General features: G+C 59.3%; 13 protein-coding genes. 4 read left to right on the top strand and 9 right to left on the bottom strand.

Translation table 11 applies throughout. From position 1 onward, the window contains the following. Positions 1 to 172 precede the first annotated feature (172 nt). Both ccoG and P3G59_RS15635 read right to left on the bottom strand, forming a co-directional pair. The gene (gene ccoG, locus P3G59_RS15640) at positions 173 to 1615 is read right to left on the bottom strand and encodes a cytochrome c oxidase accessory protein CcoG (RefSeq protein WP_277757957.1); all 1443 of its coding nucleotides are present in this window, start codon (positions 1613 to 1615) and stop codon (positions 173 to 175) included. A 195-nt stretch (positions 1616 to 1810) separates the two neighbouring features. Beyond that, complete coding sequence (locus tag P3G59_RS15635) at positions 1811 to 2059, bottom strand: DUF3203 family protein (protein WP_277757956.1); 249 nt, start codon at positions 2057 to 2059, stop codon at positions 1811 to 1813. A gap of 122 nt (positions 2060 to 2181) precedes the next feature. Here P3G59_RS15635 and P3G59_RS15630 point away from each other — a divergent pair, with 122 nt between their 5' ends. Further along, positions 2182 to 2694, top strand: coding sequence for an MgtC/SapB family protein (locus tag P3G59_RS15630; RefSeq protein WP_277757955.1), 513 nt, complete (start codon positions 2182 to 2184; stop codon positions 2692 to 2694). A gap of 156 nt (positions 2695 to 2850) precedes the next feature. On the opposite strand, the gene P3G59_RS15625 is transcribed toward P3G59_RS15630, so the two are convergent. After that, complete coding sequence (locus tag P3G59_RS15625) at positions 2851 to 3009, bottom strand: hypothetical protein (protein ID WP_277757954.1); 159 nt, start codon at positions 3007 to 3009, stop codon at positions 2851 to 2853. A gap of 217 nt (positions 3010 to 3226) precedes the next feature. Between P3G59_RS15625 and P3G59_RS15620 the strand changes: the two genes are divergently transcribed. The 3 genes from P3G59_RS15620 to glgB all read left to right on the top strand — a co-directional run bounded on the left by P3G59_RS15620 (position 3227) and on the right by glgB (position 10959). After that, complete coding sequence (locus P3G59_RS15620; RefSeq protein WP_277757953.1) at positions 3227 to 5224, top strand: alpha-1,4-glucan--maltose-1-phosphate maltosyltransferase; 1998 nt, start codon at positions 3227 to 3229, stop codon at positions 5222 to 5224. 159 nt (positions 5225 to 5383) lie between these two features. Further along, positions 5384 to 8725: a maltose alpha-D-glucosyltransferase gene (gene treS, locus P3G59_RS15615; RefSeq protein ID WP_277757952.1), complete on the top strand. Its 3342-nt coding sequence runs from the start codon at positions 5384 to 5386 to the stop codon at positions 8723 to 8725. A 2-nt stretch (positions 8726 to 8727) separates the two neighbouring features. After that, positions 8728 to 10959 carry a 1,4-alpha-glucan branching protein GlgB gene (gene glgB / locus P3G59_RS15610; RefSeq protein WP_277757951.1) on the top strand — a complete coding sequence of 744 codons (2232 nt, stop codon included), beginning with the start codon at positions 8728 to 8730 and terminating at the stop codon, positions 10957 to 10959. Between the two features lie 124 nt (positions 10960 to 11083). On the opposite strand, the gene P3G59_RS15605 is transcribed toward glgB, so the two are convergent. From P3G59_RS15605 to P3G59_RS15580, 6 genes are all read right to left on the bottom strand, one after another. Further along, entirely contained in the window at positions 11084 to 12151 is a 1068-nt protein-coding gene (locus tag P3G59_RS15605; RefSeq protein ID WP_277757950.1) for an autotransporter outer membrane beta-barrel domain-containing protein, read from the bottom strand. 322 nt (positions 12152 to 12473) lie between these two features. Beyond that, positions 12474 to 15011, bottom strand: a complete 2538-nt coding sequence (locus tag P3G59_RS15600) for an autotransporter outer membrane beta-barrel domain-containing protein (RefSeq protein WP_277757949.1) — start codon at positions 15009 to 15011, stop codon at positions 12474 to 12476. Positions 15012 to 15206: 195 nt separating this feature from the next. Continuing rightward, positions 15207 to 15989: an endonuclease/exonuclease/phosphatase family protein gene (locus tag P3G59_RS15595; RefSeq protein WP_277757948.1), complete on the bottom strand. Its 783-nt coding sequence runs from the start codon at positions 15987 to 15989 to the stop codon at positions 15207 to 15209. Between the two features lie 340 nt (positions 15990 to 16329). Then, positions 16330 to 16689: a DUF6124 family protein gene (locus P3G59_RS15590; protein WP_277757947.1), complete on the bottom strand. Its 360-nt coding sequence runs from the start codon at positions 16687 to 16689 to the stop codon at positions 16330 to 16332. Between the two features lie 658 nt (positions 16690 to 17347). Next, entirely contained in the window at positions 17348 to 19588 is a 2241-nt protein-coding gene (locus P3G59_RS15585; protein ID WP_277757946.1) for a hypothetical protein, read from the bottom strand. A gap of 275 nt (positions 19589 to 19863) precedes the next feature. Continuing rightward, positions 19864 to 20622, bottom strand: coding sequence for a PIG-L family deacetylase (locus tag P3G59_RS15580; RefSeq protein ID WP_277757945.1), 759 nt, complete (start codon positions 20620 to 20622; stop codon positions 19864 to 19866). Positions 20623 to 20692 lie beyond the last annotated feature (70 nt).

Below are 20692 nucleotides of genomic sequence, written 5' to 3'. Positions count from 1 at the left end.
CCAGAGGGAGAGGGCACTGATTGGGGGATGCTTGTGAACTACACCAACCTGAAAGTGCTTTGCCGAATCCATAATCAACTCGGTCTGTCAGGTCGATGTATAGCGGCAGACACCTCGGTCGGCTCCCTCTACCCCTGGGAGAGGGCTGGGGTGAGGGCCGGATTCTAAGGGATCAACGATTCATCGGCGCAACAAACCTGCTCTTCGCCACGCTATAAACCTCTGGCTCATCGCTGTCGGCAATCTTGAAACTCAAAGTCTGCGAGCTGCTGGCCGGGCGCTCCGTGGTCATCGCCACCGACACCGGTACATCGACAATTTCACCCGGCGCCAGGCTCAGATCGGTCTTGCCTTGCAACTGGAAGCCGTCGCCGTCGACCAGCGTCAGGTTGTAATCCTGGCGTTGCTGGGTCTTGTTGATGATTTTAAGGGTATAGATGTTCTCGATCTGGCCCTGACCGTTTTCACGGAACAAGCCGCGATCCTTGGTCACGTCCAGCGAGACCATCGGCCGTTCGACCAGCGCCAATGCCAGTGCGCCGATCATCGCCACCAGCACCACGGTGTAGCCAATCAGTCGCGGGCGCAGCAGGTGGGTTTTGCCACCCTGCAATTCGCGCTCGGAACTGTAGCGGATCAAACCGCGCGGGTAGTTCATCTTGTCCATGATCGAGTCACAGGCGTCGATACACGCGGCGCAACCGATGCATTCCATCTGCAAGCCGTCGCGGATGTCGATGCCGGTCGGGCAGACCTGCACGCACAACTGACAGTCGATGCAATCACCGAGGCCGGCTTCAAGCGGTTTCACGTCGCGTTTACGCGGGCCACGGTTTTCGCCACGGGCCACGTCGTAGGAAATCGCCAGGGTGTCTTTGTCGAACATCACGCTCTGGAACCGTGCATACGGGCACATGTGCATGCACACCGCCTCGCGCAGCCAACCGGCGTTGATGTAGGTGGCGGCGGTGAAGAACAGCACCCAGAACAGGCTGACACCGCCGATTTGCAGGGTCAGCAATTCTTCGGCCAGTGGCCGGATCGGCGTGAAGTAACCGACGAAGGTCAGGCCGGTGAGCACGCTGATCGCCAGCCACAAGGTGTGTTTGGCGGCGCGCCGGGCCAGTTTGCTCGGGCCCCACGGTGCGGCTTGCAGTTTGATCCGCTGGTTGCGCTCGCCTTCGGTGATCTTCTCGCACCACATGAAGATCCATGTCCACGAACTCTGCGGGCAGGTGTAGCCGCACCAGACCCGGCCGGCAAACACGGTAATGGCGAACAAACCGAAGGCTGCGATGATCAGCAGCGCCGAGAGCAGAATGAAATCCTGTGGCCAGAAGGTTGCGCCGAAGATGTGGAATTTGCTTTCCGACAAATCCCACAACACGGCCTGGCGACCGCCCCAGTTCAGCCACACGGTGCCGAAAAACAGCACAAACAGAAATCCCGCGCCACTCATGCGCAAGGTGCGGAACAGGCCGGTGAAGCTGCGGGTGTGGATCTGGTTGTCGCTGGACTTGGCCGTCGCCTTCATTGGGCGCGCGGGCACCTTCTTTATATGAGGAGCTATGGTCGGGGATGCTTCTACGGTTCGGACGGGGATTTGTTCGCTCATGGTTATTCGCTCATCAGCCTCCATCAGGCCAGCGCACTATGAGCGTCGATCTGTTTGCATAACAGACTCAGGTATCTCAATAAAAAGCGGATCAGATGAGATTTTGCGTAACGTCTGCGACAACTTGAAGCAGCCCGCAGGCAAAGGCGCAAACGCCTATCGCAGACGTTTGCGCGAAGTGTTGATCAAGGTCAGTCAAATCACCGAACCACTCTCGTCGGCCTTCAAGTGCTTGCGACCGTCCTTGGCGCCTGCGACGGTCAACTCGTCGGCTTCTTTTTCGGTGATGTAAACGCGGCGGCCGTCTATTTCCACGAACGACATGGCTTTGTCGCTATCTGTTTCGACTACCAGGGCCTCGCAGATGCGAATTTCCTCGCCATTTTCAACGGTGAAAAAACACACTTTTTGCTCGGGATTGGTTTCATCGACTCGAAGGGGCATGGCGCAGTCCTTTTTCAGGGAGGTCTGAAAGGTTAGGGCGCGCGCTTCGCTGATCGTTCTGCGCAACTGATTAATGGTCGCCGCTGTCCATCGTTTATCGAGCCAATAACAAGGACTGCACGATGAACGCGTGGTGGCATGAAGTGTGGGAGACCCTGCAAGCGGAATTCGCCGACGTTGGTGATGCTTCACAGTTGACGCGGATCACCGTTCGCCTGCTGATGGCGGCGGTGCTGGGCGGGATTCTCGGCTTCGAACGCGAGCACAAGGGCAAGGCTGCCGGGGTGCGTACGCATATGCTGGTGGCGCTGGGGGCGGCGCTGTTTGTGCTGGTGCCGCAAACGTCAGGGGCGGAGTCCGATGCAATGAGTCGGGTGGTGCAAGGGGTCATTGCCGGGATCGGCTTTCTCGGTGCCGGGACAATCCTGAAAAACAAGGAAGGCGATGAAGGCCATGTCAAAGGCCTGACCACGGCAGCCGGGCTGTGGATGACCGCCGCGATCGGTGTTGCGGCTGGGTTGGGCAAGGAAGCAACGGCGTTGCTCAGCACCTTTCTGGCGCTGGGGATTTTTAGCGTGATGCCGCGGATCGTGAAATTTTTCGAAAAAGAAGAAGAGAAGAGTGATGACCACTGACTGATCGTTGCCACGTTGATCGTTCCCACGCTCCGCGTGGGAATGCCTCAATGGACGCTCCGCGTCCGCTTTGGGACGCAGAGCGTCCCGGGCTGCATGCCCACGCAGAGCGTGGGAACGATCAGTTATGCCTTTGCTGCGCGTGGGAACGATCAGTTAGACGATGACTGGCGGCATCGTGCTCGGCGGTTCTTCCTTCGGCGGTGGCGTGGTGCCCGGCGGTTCCTGCTCGGGAACCGGTTGCGGTTCGGTTTCGGGAATCGTCGGGTTGTCGATGTTCGGGTCGGGCGTTTCGGCCGGGAACGGGTTGTTCATTTGTAGACCTCCGTGTGGCACATGGCGTGAGAAGTGCTTAAGTGGATTGACCGCCCTGCGCGTAATTCGATCCGCTTTTCTGACACGGCAATTTCATCTGAACTTTTCCCGGCGCCGGTCGCTCGGAACCTAAGTGAGTTCATTACGGGGCAGGTGCTTCGTTGTGAACACCGATCCGGCACAAGAGCGTCCTTGGGGCGTTAAGGAGAGATGCTCAATGACTGCTGAAAAACCCTCAGAACTGAGCTACAACCCACACATGCCGTTGTCGCAGGCCTTGCTGCTGCCGCGCATTGTCATCGAAGACACCATGCCGACCCTCGACGGCGGACAGTTTGCCGTGAAGTCGATTGCCGGCCGTGAAGTGGTGGTCACCAGCAAGGTGTTTGCCGACGGCCACGACAAACTGGCCGTGCGCATCCGCTGGCGCGAGGAAGGCGAAGAGACCTGGCAAAGCGAGGTCATGGCCGATCAGGGCAATAACGGCTGGCAAGGCCAGTTCCGTCCTGAGCATCAGGGCCGTTTCCTTTATTGTATCGAAGCGTGGATTGACCACTTCGCCAGCTTCCAGTACGAGCTGGAGAAGAAACACAACGCCGCCGTACCGGTTTCGCTCGAGTTGCAAGAAGGCCGCACGATGGTGCAACAGGCCGCTGAACGCAGCGAAGGCCAACTGAGCGAACAGCTCGCCGCATTGCACCACGAATTATCCGGGTTGCTCGAAACCGAGCAGGTCGCGCTGTTTCTGCACTCGCGCAGTGCGCAACTGATGGCGCAAGCGGATCACCGCGCCTACTTGAGCGTCAGTCCTGAGTTCCCCATGGACGTCGAGCGTGAACTGGCTGAATTCGCCAGTTGGTACGAACTGTTTCCACGTTCGATCACCGACGATCCCCACCGTCACGGCACCTTTAATGATGTGCACGCACGTCTGCCAATGATTCAGGACATGGGCTTCGACGTGCTGTATTTCACGCCGATCCATCCGATTGGTCGCGCCCATCGCAAGGGTCGCAACAACTCATTGACCGCCGGCCCCGATGATCCCGGCAGCCCTTACGCCATCGGTAGCGAGGAGGGCGGCCACGAAGCCATTCACTCGCAACTGGGTAGCCGCGAAGACTTCCGCCGACTGGTGGCCGCTGCCGCCGATCACGGTCTGGAAATCGCGCTCGATTTCGCCATTCAGTGTTCTCAGGATCACCCATGGCTCAAGCAGCACCCGGGCTGGTTCAACTGGCGGCCGGACGGCACGATCAAGTACGCGGAAAACCCGCCGAAGAAATATCAAGACATCGTCAACGTCGACTTCTACGCGCCGGAGGCGATTCCGAGCCTGTGGGTCGAGCTGCGTGACATCGTCATCGGCTGGGTCGAAGAGGGCGTGAAGATCTTCCGTGTCGACAACCCGCACACCAAGCCGCTGCCGTTCTGGCAATGGCTGATCGCCGATGTGCGGGCGCTGTACCCGGAAGTGATTTTTCTCGCCGAAGCCTTTACCACGCCAGCGATGATGGCGCGCCTGGGCAAGGTCGGTTACACCCAGAGCTACACCTATTTCACCTGGCGCAATACCAAGGCTGAGCTGGCGACGTATTTCACCGAATTGAATGAATCGCCGTGGCGCGAATGCTACCGGCCGAACTTCTTCGTCAACACACCAGACATCAACCCGGCATTTCTCCACGAATCAGGCCGCCCGGGCTTTCTGATCCGTGCCGCGCTGGCGACCATGGGCTCGGGCCTGTGGGGCATGTACTCGGGGTTCGAGCTGTGCGAGTCGGCGCCGGTGCCGGGCAAGGAGGAATACCTTGACTCGGAGAAGTATGAGATTCGCGTCCGCGACTTCACCGCGCCCGGCAACATCATTGCCGAGATCGCCCAGCTCAACCGCATTCGCCGGCAGAACCCGGCGCTGCACACGCATCTGGGCCTGAAGGTCTACAGCGCCTGGAACGACAACATTCTGTACTTCGGCAAGCGCAGCTTTGACGGCAGCAATTTCATTTTGGTCGCGGTCAGCCTCGATCCGCATAACGTGCAGGAAGCGAATTTCGAGCTGCCGTTGTGGGAAATGGGCTTGCCGGACGATGCAACGACCCACGGCGAGGATTTGATGAACGGGCATCGCTGGGACTGGCACGGCAAATACCAGTTCATGCGCATTGACCCGGCGTATCAGCCGTTCGGCATCTGGAGAATCAGCGCCGCTTAAGACATTGCACACCCCCCCCTGTAGGAGCTGCCGAAGGCTGCGATCTTTTGACTGTGATTTTTTAACAGCAAGATCAAAAGATCGCAGCCTGCGGCAGCTCCTACACAGGTATCAGCACACTCAGATGATGTGCAGAGACGAATTTTTCAGGAGTTTCACATGGCGAAGAAACCCAAGGCAGCCACCTTTATCAAAGACCCGCTCTGGTACAAGGACGCGGTGATCTATCAAGTTCACGTCAAATCGTTTTTCGACTCCAACAACGACGGCATCGGCGACTTTCCCGGCCTGATCGCCAAACTCGATTACATCGCCGAACTCGGCGTCAATACTATCTGGCTGTTGCCGTTCTATCCCTCGCCACGCCGCGATGACGGCTACGACATCGCCGAATACCGGGGCGTGCACAGCGATTACGGGACCATGGCCGACGCCAAGCGTTTTATCGCCGAAGCGCACAAACGCGGATTGCGGGTGATCACCGAGCTGGTTATCAACCACACCTCCGACCAGCACCCGTGGTTCCAGCGTGCGCGCAAGGCCAAGCCCGGTTCGGCAGCGCGGGACTTTTACGTATGGTCGGATGACGATCAGAAATACGACGGCACGCGGATCATTTTTCTCGACACGGAAAAATCCAACTGGACCTGGGACCCGGTCGCGGGCCAGTACTTCTGGCACCGTTTCTATTCGCACCAACCGGATCTGAATTTCGACAACCCGCAAGTGATGAAAGCCGTGCTGTCGGTGATGCGCTACTGGCTGGACATGGGCATCGACGGCCTGCGCCTCGACGCCATTCCGTACCTGATCGAGCGTGACGGCACCAACAACGAGAACCTGCCTGAGACCCACGACGTCCTCAAGCAAATCCGTGCGGAAATCGACGCCAACTATCCCGACCGCATGCTGCTGGCCGAGGCCAACCAATGGCCGGAAGACACTCAGCTGTACTTCGGCGACACCGATGCTGCAGGCCTCAACGGTGACGAATGCCACATGGCGTTCCACTTCCCGCTGATGCCGCGCATGTACATGGCGTTGGCCCAGGAAGATCGCTTCCCGATCACCGACATTTTGCGCCAGACCCCGGAAATTCCTGCCAACTGTCAGTGGGCGATTTTCCTGCGCAACCACGATGAACTGACCCTGGAAATGGTCACCGACAAGGAACGCGACTACCTGTGGAATTACTACGCCGCTGACCGTCGCGCGCGGATCAACCTAGGTATTCGCCGTCGCTTGGCACCGTTGATGGAGCGCGACCGTCGTCGCGTCGAATTGCTCAACAGCCTGCTGCTGTCGATGCCGGGCACGCCGACGTTGTATTACGGCGATGAAATCGGCATGGGCGATAACATCTACCTCGTCGACCGCGACGGTGTGCGTACGCCGATGCAGTGGTCGATCGACCGCAACGGCGGCTTTTCCCGCGCCGATCCGGCGAGTCTGGTGCTGCCGCCGATCATGGACCCGCAGTACGGCTATCTGTCGGTCAACGTCGAAACCCAGGCCGGCGATCCGCATTCGCTGCTGAACTGGACGCGACGCATGCTCGCCGTGCGCAAGCAGTCCAAGGCGTTCGGACGCGGCACGCTGAAAATGCTTTCGCCGAGCAACCGGCGGATTCTCGCCTACACCCGTGAATTCACCGATGCCGATGGCAAGCACGAAATCATTCTGTGCGTGGCCAACGTCTCGCGCAGTGCGCAAGCGGCGGAGCTGGACCTGTCGGCCTACGTCGGCATGGTGCCGGTGGAGATGCTTGGCGGTAACGCGTTCCCGCCGATTGGCCAGTTGAATTTCCTGCTGACCCTGGCGCCGTACGGTTTCTACTGGTTCGCGCTGGCGGCGGAAAACCAGATGCCGAGCTGGCACGTTGAACCGGCGCAGAGCCTGCCGGACTTCACCACGCTGGTGTTGAAAAAACGCATGGAAGAACTGCTCGAAGCGCCGTCACGTACGACGCTGGAGCAAAGCATTCTGCCGAGCTGGCTGCAGAACCGCCGCTGGTTCGCCGGCAAGGACGCGGCCATCGACAAGGTGCATCTGGCGTACGGCGTGCGCTTTGGCGATGCACAGCATCCGGTGCTGCTCAGCGAAATCGAAGTCACCAGCGGCGGGCAGACCAGTCGTTATCAACTGCCGTTCGGCTTCATTGCTGAAGATCAGGTCGGCCCGGCGCTGCCGCAGCAATTGGCCTTGTCTCGTGTGCGCCGAGTGCGACAAGTCGGTCTGATCACTGACGCGTTCAGCCTTGAAGCGTTTATCCGTGCGGTGCTGCAAGGCATGCAGAACAACACCGTGCTGGAGTCGGCTGAGGGTGAAATCCGCTTTGCGCCGACGCCACATCTGGAAAAACTCGGCCTCGGTGCCGAATCGGAAGTGCGTTATCTGTCCGCCGAGCAATCCAACAGTTCGGTGGTGATCGGCAACAGCCTGGTGCTCAAGCTGATACGTAAAGTCGCTTCTGGCGTACACCCCGAACTGGAGATGAGCGCTTACCTGACCGAGGCCGGATTTGCCAATATCTCTCCGCTGCTCGGTTCGGTGATTCGCCGCGACGCGCAGGGTGAAGACAACCTGTTGATGATCGCTCAGGGTTATCTGAGCAATCAGGGCGACGCCTGGGAGTGGACGCAGAACAACCTCGAACGGGCGTTGCGCGATGAACTGGCCGATGCCATGTCCGAGCAGGAACAGCACTACAACGCCCTCGGCGAGTTGAAGGATTTTGCCGGCATGCTCGGTCAGCGCCTGGGCGAAATGCATGAGGTGCTTGCCGCGCCGACCGACAATCCGGACTTCGCGCCCCAGGTGTCGACGGCCAAGGATATGCAGGCTACGGGCAAGGATGTCGCGGCACAGGTCGAACATGCCTTGAAGCTGCTCAAGCAGCATCAGGGCGAACTCAACGCGGCAGATCAGAAACTGGTCAAGCGATTGATCGACGAGAAAAAAACCATTCTTGCGCATGTGCAGGATCTGGCGAAAAAAGCCACGGGCGGTTTGCGCATTCGCGTCCACGGTGATTTGCACCTGGGCCAGGTGCTGGTGATCAAAGGCGATGCCTATCTGATCGACTTCGAGGGGGAACCGGCGCGGCCATTGAGCGAGCGTCGTGGCAAACACAGTCCGTACAAGGATGTCAGCGGTGTGCTGCGGTCCTTCGATTACGCAGCGGCGATGACCATCAACGTGCACAACGTTGACCACAGCGCCGAGTCTGAAACCGCGCGGCGTCTGGTCGCCGAGCGCTATCTGCGTGAGGCCCGTGAGGCATTTGTTCAGGCATATCGCCGCGCGGCAGCTAGTCTTGATCATGCCTGGCAAGATCCTGAAGGTGCCGACGCCGCGCTGGCGTTGTTCGGCCTGGAGAAGGCGGCCTATGAAGTGGCCTATGAAGCCGAAAATCGCCCGACGTGGCTGCCCGTGCCACTGCACGGTTTGTATGGGTTATTGACAGGGCTTAAACCCTTTTCCGATCTTGGTGGAGAGTAGTCATGAGTTTCTCGAACAAGGAACAGGGTCAGCTTAAAGAAGCGTTGCTGCCGTCGGCCAAAGACATCGATGCGCTGGTGCGTGCTGAACATCCCGATCCGTTTTCCATTCTCGGTCCGCATGGCGATGGCGCCGGCGGGCAGTTCATCCGCGCCTATTTACCGGGTGCGCTGAGCGTTGTGGTAATCGACAAGGACTCAGGTGAAGAGCTCGGCACATTGGAGCAGAGCGAAACGCCGGGGCTGTTTGTCGGCCACTTCGACCAGGTGCGGCCCTATCGGCTGCGCACCCGCTGGGCCGGTGGCGAGCAGGAGGCGGAAGATCCTTACAGCTTCGGTCAGTTGCTCGGTGAAATGGATCTGTATCTGTTCGCCGAGGGCAATCACCGTGACCTCAGCGCTTGTCTTGGCGCGCAACTGAAAACCGTTGATGGCGTCGATGGTGTGCGCTTCGCCGTGTGGGCGCCGAATGCCCGACGCGTGTCGGTGGTCGGTGATTTCAACGTCTGGGACGGTCGCCGCCATCCAATGCGTCTGCGTCATCCGTCCGGGGTCTGGGAGTTGTTCATTCCGCGCCTGCAAGCGGGGGAGTTTTACAAATACGAGATTCTTGGCGCTCACGGGATTTTGCCGCTGAAGGCTGACCCGATGGCGCTGGCCACCAGCCTGCCGCCGGACACTGCGTCGAAAGTCGCCGAGCCGCTGCAAATCGACTGGCAGGATCACGACTGGATGAACAGCCGCCGCGAACGCCAAAAGCATTCTGCGCCGCTGTCGATCTACGAACTGCATGCGGGCTCCTGGCAGTGCGAACTGGATGATCTGGGCGAAGTCGCGCGTCAGTACACCTGGCCGGAACTGGCCGAGCGGTTGATTCCTTACGTCAAGGAACTGGGTTTCACCCACATCGAACTGATGCCGATCATGGAGCACCCGTTCGGCGGCTCCTGGGGTTATCAACTGCTCTCACAATTCGCGCCGAGCGCGCGGTATGGCTCGCCGGCGCAGTTCGCCGAATTCGTCGACGCCTGCCACCGGGCCGAGATCGGCGTGATTCTCGACTGGGTGCCGGCGCATTTCCCTACAGATACTCACGGTCTCGCGCAGTTCGACGGCACCGCGCTGTACGAGTACGGCAACCCGCTGGAAGGCTTCCATCAGGATTGGGACACACTGATCTACAACCTCGGGCGCACCGAGGTGCATGGCTACATGCTGGCCTCCGGGCTGCACTGGTTGAAACATTTCCACATCGACGGCCTGCGAGTGGATGCAGTGGCTTCGATGCTTTATCGCGACTATTCACGCAAGGCCGGCGAATGGGTGCCGAACCGCCATGGCGGCCGCGAGAATCTGGAAGCCATCGACTTCCTCCGCCACTTGAACGACGTGGTCGAACTGGAAGCGCCGGGCGCGCTGGTGATCGCCGAAGAGTCCACCGCGTGGCCCGGTGTCAGCCAAAGCACGCAACAGGGCGGTCTGGGTTTCGCCTACAAATGGAACATGGGCTGGATGCACGATTCGCTGCATTACATTCAGCAGGATCCGGTGTACCGCGCCCATCATCACAACGAGTTGAGTTTTGGTCTGGTCTACGCCTGGTCCGAACGGTTCATCCTGCCGATCTCCCACGACGAAGTGGTACACGGCAAGCATTCGCTGATCGACAAGATGCCCGGTGATCGCTGGCAGAAATTCGCCAACCTGAGGGCTTACCTGAGTTTCATGTGGACCCACCCGGGCAAGAAGCTGCTATTCATGGGCTGCGAATTTGGTCAGTGGCGCGAGTGGAATCACGATCAGCAACTGGATTGGTACTTGCTGCAGTATTCCGAGCACAAAGGCGTGCAGAAACTGGTCGGCGACCTCAATCGCCTGTACCGCGAACTGCCCGCCCTGCACGATCAGGATGACGCACCGCAAGGCTTCCAGTGGCTGATCGGCGACGATGCGATCAACAGCGTTTATGCCTGGCTGCGCTGGAGCAAGGAAGGCGAACCGGTGCTGGTGGTGGCCAACTTCACCCCGGTGCCTCGTCAATCCTATCGGGTCGGTGTGCCGTTTGCCGGGCGCTGGAGCGAGTTGCTCAACAGCGACGCCGACACCTACGCCGGTTCCAACTATGGCAACGGTGGCGGGGCGTTTACCGAGGAAGTGCCGAGTCATGGCCAGTCGTTGTCGCTGGAGCTGAATCTGCCGCCGTTGGCGGTGTTGATCCTCAAACCGGAGGGCTGATCCGAGACCGCGTCGCTGCCTTCGCGAGCAGGCTCGCTCCCACAGGGGAAATACATTCCAAATGTGGGAGCGAGCCTGCTCGCGAAGGCGTCAGTTCAGACACCTTCAAAATCCGGCTCACCGCTTACCAGCGCATCCGCACCCCAAGGCTGCCAATAATCCCGTTCAAATCATTGTCATCGACGTCACTGCTGTAATCGGCACTCACGTAAAGACTCACCGCCGGGGTCACCCGCGCTACCAGGCCCAGGCCCAGCTCAACGGTGGATGACTTGCGGCTGCTGCTGATCTTGTCGACCTGGTCCAGGGTCACCGTGCTGCCGGTATACACCGTGTGCCAGAGGTTGGTGCGCACGAAGGGTTCGACCGGCAAACCGTTCAGATCGTAACTGCCTTTCAAGCGCGCACCGACGCGGCCGCTCCAGGCTGTCAAATCCGTGGAGGAGGCGTTGTCCGAGCCGGCATACGGCGTGTCGAGGGTGATGCGTTGATTGATCAATTGCGCCTGCGGTTCGACCACCCAGTTGTCGCTCAAACCAATCGGATAACCGCCCTCTACCGACAAAGTCAGTGCGCTCCCTTCGGTGGCCTGGCGCGCACCTTGTTCATTACGACTGAAACCGCTGACCCGGCCACCGCTGGCCGATAGATCCACATGCCAGCCCTGGGCGCCGATCAGGCTGTAGTAGGCGCCGAGGCTCTGGCCTTGCAGGTTGAGGGTGTCACTGTTCGGATCTGCCAAGGCACGGCTGGTGAGCAGACCATTGGCGTTGGCTTGAATCTGGTTGAGGCCGCCGATCAGGCCAATGGTCTGGGTATGGCTGCCACCTTGGACGGTCAGCACGGCGGGACCTTTGAAGTCGCCGCTGCCGGGCGTTGCGAAACCTGAAGAGAGCACATCGGTTTGCGCTTGCCGGGCACTGCGGCCATAGAGTTGATCCCAGGCGCCGGGGGCCAGGTCTTCGGTGATCAGGTTGGCGCCTTGCAAGTCAGGCCGTGGACTCAAACGCTGCGGTCCGGGGGTGATGACGGTGGCGGGCAAGGTCATGACGGGCACATCCGCGCGGTACCACGGGGCCGTTTCATCCGCCGCAGGACCGGCCTGCGCCTCCATGGATGAGCACAGCAAGATAGAACTCGACACTGTGCAGAAAGTGATTTTGATCTCGTGTGGGGTGATTGAAATTTTCATGGAGGTCTACCTTGCAGGCGCATGCGGTATCTCGATGTGGCGTCTCTCCTACCCCGAACGAGGGGCGACCGAATGGAGCGGGGCGAACCGTGGCCGCTCGATTTCGCGAGTGTCCGAAGGCTCATCCCGGGTAGTGATTCCGGGGGTAGTAAGGTAGAGATAAGAAGAGTCGTGCGCAGCCGTCAAGAAATTGAACGATGAGCGGTAGTGGCAAATCAGGCTTTGCAAGCGTTTGTTTTATCGAGCATAACTAAGTGGTTGTTTGTATGGAAAATCGCTGCGAAAGCCCCGCGCCAGAGGTGTTTTATTGCCGACAGAAGGTTTACCAGCTGATACGAACCCCGAGGTTGCCCGACACCCCGCGCAAGTCATTGCTGTCAATATTGCGGCTGTAATCGGTACTGGCGTAGACACTCACCGCGCCATCCAGTGTCAGCACCAAACCGAGACCGACGTCCGCCGTCGACGACTTCTGTTCGCTACTGATCACATCGTTGTCGCCAAAGGTTACCGAATCGGTGCCGGAGAACGTGTGCCACAGGTTGGCGCGCAGATACGGCTCCACCGGCAAGCCACTGATTTGATAACGTCCTTTGAGGCGCGCACCGAGGCGACCGGTCCAGGCTCCATCGGAATCGAACGAGACCTGTGAAATGCCGTCGTCCTGGCTGTCGAGGGAGATTTTCTGGTGAATGATTTGCGCTTGTGGCTCGACCACCCAGGTGTCGTCGAGCGCAAACGGATAACCCGCTTCCGCCGAAAGCGTCAGGGCATGACCGCGATTGTCCAGCTTCACACCACGGTCGGAGTGGTTGTCGCCATCGAAACGTGTGCCCATCACGACCGTGTCGATGTACCAGCCGTACGGATCGGTCAGCGTCCAATACAAGCCGTAACTGTCGCCTTCAAGTTTGATTTTACCGGCGCTTTTGTTCTGAAAACCTTCATTGAAGCCGTCGACGTCACCCTGTAGGCGGCTATGGCCGACGAAAAAGCCGAGGCGTTGAGTCTGGCCGCCAGAGGTTTGTGCACTGTAGAGATCATTGCCGACCTGAAAGCCGTTGAGCGATCCGTCCAGGCGTGGGGTGACGGTCCCGGCCCAGGTCTGATCGAAATTCTTGCCGTAGACCCGACCCCAACCCGCGCCGAACGCGCCGGTTTCGCTGAGCAGGCGCTGATCGCCCTGACGATCATGAAAGGTGCCCAGCGCGTTGAGGGTCAATTGCGCGGCGGCGGGTGGCAGCACCGACCAGGTGGGTACCTCCGGGCGATACAGAGGGATCGGAGCGGCACCCGCCACGGCCGCCGGCAGCACAGGCAGCGATTGAGTGGGCGCAGGTTCGCCCGGTGTCGCGACAATCGGCGTAATAGCCGCCGCGACAGGCGTGGCCACCACCGGCACCAGAAGCGGCGGTAACGTCGGATCGGGATTGGGCACGCTCACCACCTGCGGCGCGACCACCGCCGAGCGCAAGTACCAACTGTTCTCGGTGCCGGCAGTGACACCGCCCTTGAACAGGTAGTAATCGTAGGCGCCGGCAGACACCGGGCCGCTGAGGGTAAACGCGGTATCAGTACTGACCGTGCTGCCTTGCGCCTGCACCAATTGAATGCCGTTGGCCTGGGTCAGCGCGCCCAGACCGCCGGTATTGCTGACGCTGATGATCGAGGCACCACTGAGACTGCCATTGTTGACCACCAACCTGTCGCTTGGCGAATCGTCGCCGGCTACCACGGTTTGCAGCAACAACTGGCCGTTATTGCCGACGTAGTTGCCTTGCACGGTGAGCGTGTCGTCAGTGCGACTATTGCCGCGCGTCAGATCGATGATGCCTGCGTTGTTGAGCGTCACGGCTTGCCCGGCCACAGCAGTCGAGACTGCACCCTGGGTTGACAACACCACGCTGCTGGCATCGATATTTAACACGCCGCTGCCGGTTCCGGCATCGCCCAGCACCAGGCTGCTGGCGCTCAGATCCAGTTGCGAGCCGTTGCTCAGATTCACCGTTTCCCACTGGGTGAAGCGCGCGGGCAGGGCGGTTCGGCTGTTATCGAAGCTCAGCACATCGTTGCCTGTGCCGCCGTCCACACTGGGAGTGAGTGCAAGAATACTGTCGTCGAGATTGCGCAGCGTCGCGCTGTCATTGCCGACGTCCATCAGAATGGCCGAGCGGATGATGCCGCCACCGTCCCACAGCAAGCGGTCATCGCCGACACTGGCGCGGATCTCACCGACGATTTCTCCACCGGTCACCGTGATGCTGTCGTTGCCACCGCTGACACTGACGTTACCGCCGATGCGGCCACCGGAGACGATGATGGTGTCAGTGCCGAAACCGGTGACCAGATTGCCGATGATCTGCCCGCCCGAGAGGTCGAAAATATTGTTGTCCAGTTTCATGTCGACGCGGCCGATGCTGCCGCCGGTCATGCGTGCGACATCGCCGTCCTCGAAGGCGCCAACGATGGTGCCGCCGGTCATCAAGAAAGTGTCGCGACTGTCGCCTTGGGCCAGTGAACCGATCGAGCCGCCGGTCATGATGAAATCATCAATGCCGTTGCCTTGGTTCACCGCGCCAGTGATCACCCCGGAGTTCATCTCGACTCGGTCGGTGCCGGCGCCAAAAGTCACGCTGCCGTTGATTCGGCCAGTGCCATTGGCGGGGAACGTCAGGCTGTTATTGCCCGACAGATCGGTCAGCGAACCGCTGGTGCCGCTGTCACAGTTGAAAGCGTCGTTGCCGGGACCCGGGACCAGCAAACAAGCGGCGGAGGCGGGCGAACCGGAAAGCAGCAGCAAAGAGGCAGGCAGAATCAAGGACTGGGGCAGTGCCCGCAGTTTTCTGGCGTAGCGCGTCATGGCAATTCCCTGGTGGCAAATACGGGGAATTCATCCTTGAGCGAGCGTTGGATCGGCCATCCTGTGCAGCTGATGCACTACGTGAGATCCATGCGCTAACAAGTTGAATGCGCTACTCCTTGAGCTGCTTTTAGGTGTAGTTGCTTTCGTGCACTGAGCAAGTGGTCCTGACAGACGGTCTGCGCCGAACGGCGATTACAGGTGCACTTCCACCGCCAGCGGCAGGTGATCCGACAGGTGCGTCCACGGCTTGTTGCCGAGGATCCGCGGGTCATGGCTGCTGGCATTGCGCAGGTAGATCCGGTCCAGACGCAGCAACGGAAAACGCGCCGGGTAGGTCTTGGCCGGTCGGCCGTGATGGCGTTCAAAGGCTTCGTGTAGATAGTCGCGCCGGGCGAGGGCGGCGTTGCCCTGGAGCTGCCAGTCATTGAAGTCGCCGGCGATGATCACCGGCGCATCGTCAGGCAGGGATTCGAGCAACTGACAAAGCAATTGCAGCTGCAATTGGCGATGACTTTCCAGCAGACTCAAATGCACGCAGATCGCATGCACTTCAGCGTGACCGGGCACGTCCAGCACGCAGTGCAACAAGCCACGGCGCTCGGGACCGGTGATTGACACGTCGAGGTTGCGGTATTCGCGAATCGGGTATTTCGACAATAGTGCGTTGCCGTGGTGGCCATCGGGGTAGACCGCATTGCGTCCGTAGGCGAAGTCGCTCCACATGCTGTCGGCGAGGAATTCGTATTGCGAGGTTTGCGGCCATTCGTTGTAGCGGTTCGAATGCCGCTCGTGTTCACCCACCACTTCCTGCAAAAACACCAGATCGGCCGAGGTACTGCGTACCGCTTCGCGCAGTTCCGGGAGGATGAAACGCCGATTGAGTGCGGTGAAGCCCTTGTGGGTATTGACCGTCAGCACCCGCAGGCGCTGGATGACCGGGGCGTCGACGGCATGACGCTTGGGATCGCTGGACACGGTTACTCCTCTGAATCCTGAGTGCCTGTTCATGCGACTGATGGGTGAGGGCGGCAGTTCCGTCTGAAAAACACTACACCGCCCCTGTGTAGGAGCTGCGACACGCTGCGATCTTTTGATCTTGCTGTTAAAAATCAAGATCCAAAGATCGCAGCGTGCCGCAGCTCCTACAGTCGTGATGGTGGTAAAGGGACTCAGCCCCGATGGACTGCATAGCCGCCCCAAAACCTGAGAATTCAATCCTTCAGAATACTGCGTACTCAGGATTTACGACTGCTGCGCAGCCGAGCGAGACGGTGCGACGATTCGACAAGCTGCCCCGCCACAGGGTGGGCTGGTGTCAGTCCGGCAACTGCAAATTATCCATCACCCGGTTCACCGCCAGCTCCCCGAGCATGATCAGTTGCGCAATGCCCATCAGCGTCCGGCGCTGCGACGCGGGTATGAGATGGGCGAAGTCATGGGCGATGGTTCTTGCCGACGCGAGGGTCTCGAAGGCCTCGGCCAGCAGCTCCTCGTTTTTGAAGTCTGCAGTTACGGCGTACATCCTGCGGGTTTTACGGGGCGGTGGCGTCGAGCCGGGTGGGCAGAGGTAGTGGTCGAGAGCGCGGTCGGCGGCTTCGTGGAGTTTTTTTGAATCGAGGGATTCGTAGGGGGAGGTGGGGTCGGTTTCGGGTGGGTTTGGCGTTGGTTTGATCATCGGTAAAGCCTCTAGAGTAGTGAAGCTGCCACCGTTCGCTGCTAACGAAGGAGGTGGCGGCTGTACGCGGGTTAGCAGACCAGGACTCTAGAACCCGGCGCACCGAAGTGCCCCACGCAAAGCCGCCATAACGGCAACGGACTTTGTGCGTCTAGAGAAACATCCGGGCTGCTAAACCCGATCACTGAACAATCAGCGACCGACCCACAATAGAACCCGACCCCAAGGCGCACAAGCCGGCGGATTCTGGCTTGGCTGTAGGCAATGACGCAAGAATTTGTAGCCTGAAAGGCGTGTCTGGAGGTGTCCTTTAAACGCCTGAGTTTAAAACGCAATTTGCGCTGACTTCACTGGCCCCTTCGCGAGCAGGCTCGCTCCCACATTTGGAATGCGTTTCCCTGTGGGAGCGAGCTTGCTCGCGAAAGGGCCATCCCGGTCAGCAGAAAAATCTCGATCAAGCCCCGCTGTTTAAATCAATGGTTAAATAAGTCCGTCCCCTTTTTACCCGGGTGATCTGTCTGGATAGAAACGTGGTCTGTCCCTGATAAATGTTTGTCCCTGATAAATGTTCGGCAGCTCCTGTATTGCGCGGCGAACGCTAAAAGGGGAGAGACCACATTATGAAAAAGTGGTCTCTCCTCAATTGCTCACGGCATGGCTAAATTGGTTTTTTGCACATGGCTGGAGCAACAAGTGTTGGGGGGGAGTTAGATGTCCAACACCATCTGTAATTAGGTCTCGCGTTTATTGTAATGTATGTTTCTGCGTTGTTTTTCCGCAATCTTACGTTGTGATAGTCCTGCCGTTCACCGGGTGGTCGATTGAATTTTGAGACGATTTGAAAGGAGACATAATTTTCGTGTTTGTACTGTTCGTCGTCGGGTTGGTCATATATCGGTGTACCTCCTACAGACCTCATCCAAGCCTCTGCCTGGGCACGGCTCTGCGGTGTGTTATTGACCAGGATTTTGTAAACGCTTGACGTATTCACGCTGACAGTTTTGGCATTCCCAGCGCTGTCCCTGACGGTGAGTGTCGACGTGCCGTTCCCTATCGATCTGACTAATCCGGTGGAGTCTACGGATGCGAATTGGTTTGGAGGGATACTGTAAAAGTAGGGTGGAACACCGCCCGTTACTGTCACTTGCTGGAAAGTATTCGGGGCGTCGGCACCCGTTTTAGTCCAGTTCAACCCAGAGTCTTCGATGAACAAGTTAAACCCGTTAATAGTTAAAGTGGACGGTGTTATTACAAAGTCCGATGGCGATGTTACGGTCAGATTGCGCACATTCGAATCCACCGGATTCACCGCATACAGCGCCTTGGCATACAACCGGCGAGCACCCACCGGTACGGTGATCGCGTGCTCCCAATCGCCTGTCGCTGGATGAGCGGTTGCTTTGCCTTTGGGCACAGCGCTGGCGCCGCTCCCGTCAAAAATCTCGACTTGCTGTCCGTTGCTGGCCTTGCCTCTGAGTTTCAGTGTGGTGCTGATGGTGAACGTACCTTCCAGCACTTCCTTGTTGCTCGCATCCAGCACATTGACCAGTGTCGGAGTGGTGGCGGCCGTAACGGTCAGGTTACGCACATTCGAATACACCGGACTCACGGCATACAGTGCCTTGGCATACAACCGGCGAGCACCCACCGGCACGGTAATCTCGTGCTCCCAATCGCCTGTCGTTGGATGGGCGGTTACTGTGCCTTTGGGGACGGCGCTGGCGCCGCTCCCGTCAAAAATCTCGACTTGCTGTCCGTTGCTGGCCTTGCCTCTGAGTTTCAGTGTGGTGCTGATGGTGAACGTACCTTCCAGCACTTCCTCGTTGCTCGCATCCAGCACATTGACCAGTGTCGGAGTGGTGGCGGCCGTAACGGTCAGGTTACGCACATTCGAATACACCGGACTCACCGCATACAGCGCCTTGGCATACAACCGGCGAACACCCACCGGTACGGTGATCGTGCGTTCCCATTCGCCCGTCGTTGGATGGGCGGTTACTGTGCCTTTGGGCACCGCGCTGGCACCGCTCCCGTCAAAAATCTCGACTTGCTGACCATTGCTCGCCTTGCCTTTGAGTTTCAGCGTGGTGCTAAAAGTGCTTGTGCCCTCCAGCACTTCCTTATTGGCGGCGTCCAATACGTTGTCGAGAACTGGCGTGGTCAGATCCACTCGATCCAGATGAATATCCAGCCGTTTCTCCGGTGATTGGCTACGGTTGCCCAACTGGTCGACGACAAAGAATTCGACCACCGCGCTGGGGTTGTCGCCCGCCGCGCGGAAGGTGTCGGTGTACAGGGTGTAAGTGATGGGTGCTGTGCCGTCGGGGACGTCGAACCAGAATTGGGTATCGCCCACCAGGCATTGGATGCGGTCGTATTGGCGTCGATTGTTATAGAGGAACGTGAATATCACTCCTTGTGCGGCCCGTGCGGCGCTGACACCGTCCTTGATAACGTCTGGCGGGATGACCAGATCCAGACTGTCCGGTGCGCGCAGGTGATACAGCACCACCAGTTCACGGGATGTCTCAGTGTTGCCGCCGACGCGGGTGACTATATATTTCAGCGGATTCGGACCCTGCCTCAAATGCCCGTGGGGCAGGTACAGACGCACGCGCAGATTTTCCTCCCCGGGTTTCACGGTCGTGCCGGTTGCCGGTGAGGGGTCGTCGTTGACGTACAAATCCACGCGATCATCGGCGGCCATGGTCCAGGATTTCAGTTGCAACTCGGTCCAGGGATCGATCAGGCACTCAAGGCCCTGTGGTTGCCCGTCGTAGAGCACTTTGGGAATGCCGCCGTGGGCAATACCGTCCGGTTTTACCGGGGTGACCCAGCCCTGAATGATCACCGGGTACAGCACGAACAGTTCGTTGAGTACAGAGGACTGGATATCCATCACTTGCTCCTGGAGACGAGAGGCCCGAATGCGTTCGGAAAGTGGGCTCATCACACATCAGGCAGGAGAAACCGGGTACTGTCAGAGTTGACAGGTATGGGCGGTTTCCAGACGAACGGTTAAGGCGGTCAGGCGTGGTTTTTTAAGGCTACGGGTTCCGTGGGAGCGGGCTTGCCCGCGATGGCGCCACCAGCGACGCCTTCATTGGCTGACCCGACGCATCGCTGGCAAGCCAGCTCCCACAGGGATTTTGCTGTTTTTGAATCTTGTAGCAGTCAGACGAAGACGATTTCATACGGCAAACGCATCCGCTCAAGAATTACCGGCGGTAGCATCGGCGCGATGCCTATGGCCGGTTCGCCCTTGAGCTGGCTGGCATAGGCGTGAGTGGCGTGGCTCTTGCGCGCCACGGTCCAGGTGTCGAGGCGCAGTTTGCGTGCACGCTCCCATGGGATCATCTGTTGGTCGCGCTCGGGCCAGTGCCACGCCCAGACCGGTACATCATGGAACGTCGCGCCGGCCTGTTCCGCCGCTTGCGCGCTGGCCCGTCCCACTGCTTCGTGATCGTCGTTGCCATCGCCGCGCCAGGTGCTGAACACCACGTCACCGGGGCGCAGGTAACGGCTGATGAACTCGGTCACTTGCGCCTGCTGGTCGCACAGGGCGTTGTCGGTGAAGCCGCCACGCACCCATTTCAGGCTGTGCATCGGCAGACCGAGGCGGCGCAAGGCTTCGACGCTTTCTTGCGGGCGAAACACGCTCAGGCGTTTTTCCGACCACTGCCGCGAGCCCGGGTGGCTGGCACTGCCGTCAGTGATCGACAGCAGTTGCAGCGGATGGCCTAGGCTGGCAAGTAATTGCAGCAGTCCGCCGCAGGTGACCACTTCATCGCCGGGATGCGGCGCGATGACCACGGCGCGGGCACCGTCGGGCACCAGGCTGCGGGTATTGATGACGGGAATGTTGTCCAGTTGTGCGGCGCTGTTCCATATTTGCGCCGGCAGACTGCTGTCGCTCAGGGATAACGGTTTCATGGTCTGACGTCCTTGTGTTGTCTCGCCCTCAGTCGTGTGCGTGGCCGTGATTGCCAGACGCCACCGACCC

This window comes from Pseudomonas sp. A34-9 (assembly GCF_029543085.1).
Lineage (GTDB): Bacteria > Pseudomonadota > Gammaproteobacteria > Pseudomonadales > Pseudomonadaceae > Aquipseudomonas.
This window is presented reverse-complemented; position numbering and strand designations above follow the sequence as displayed.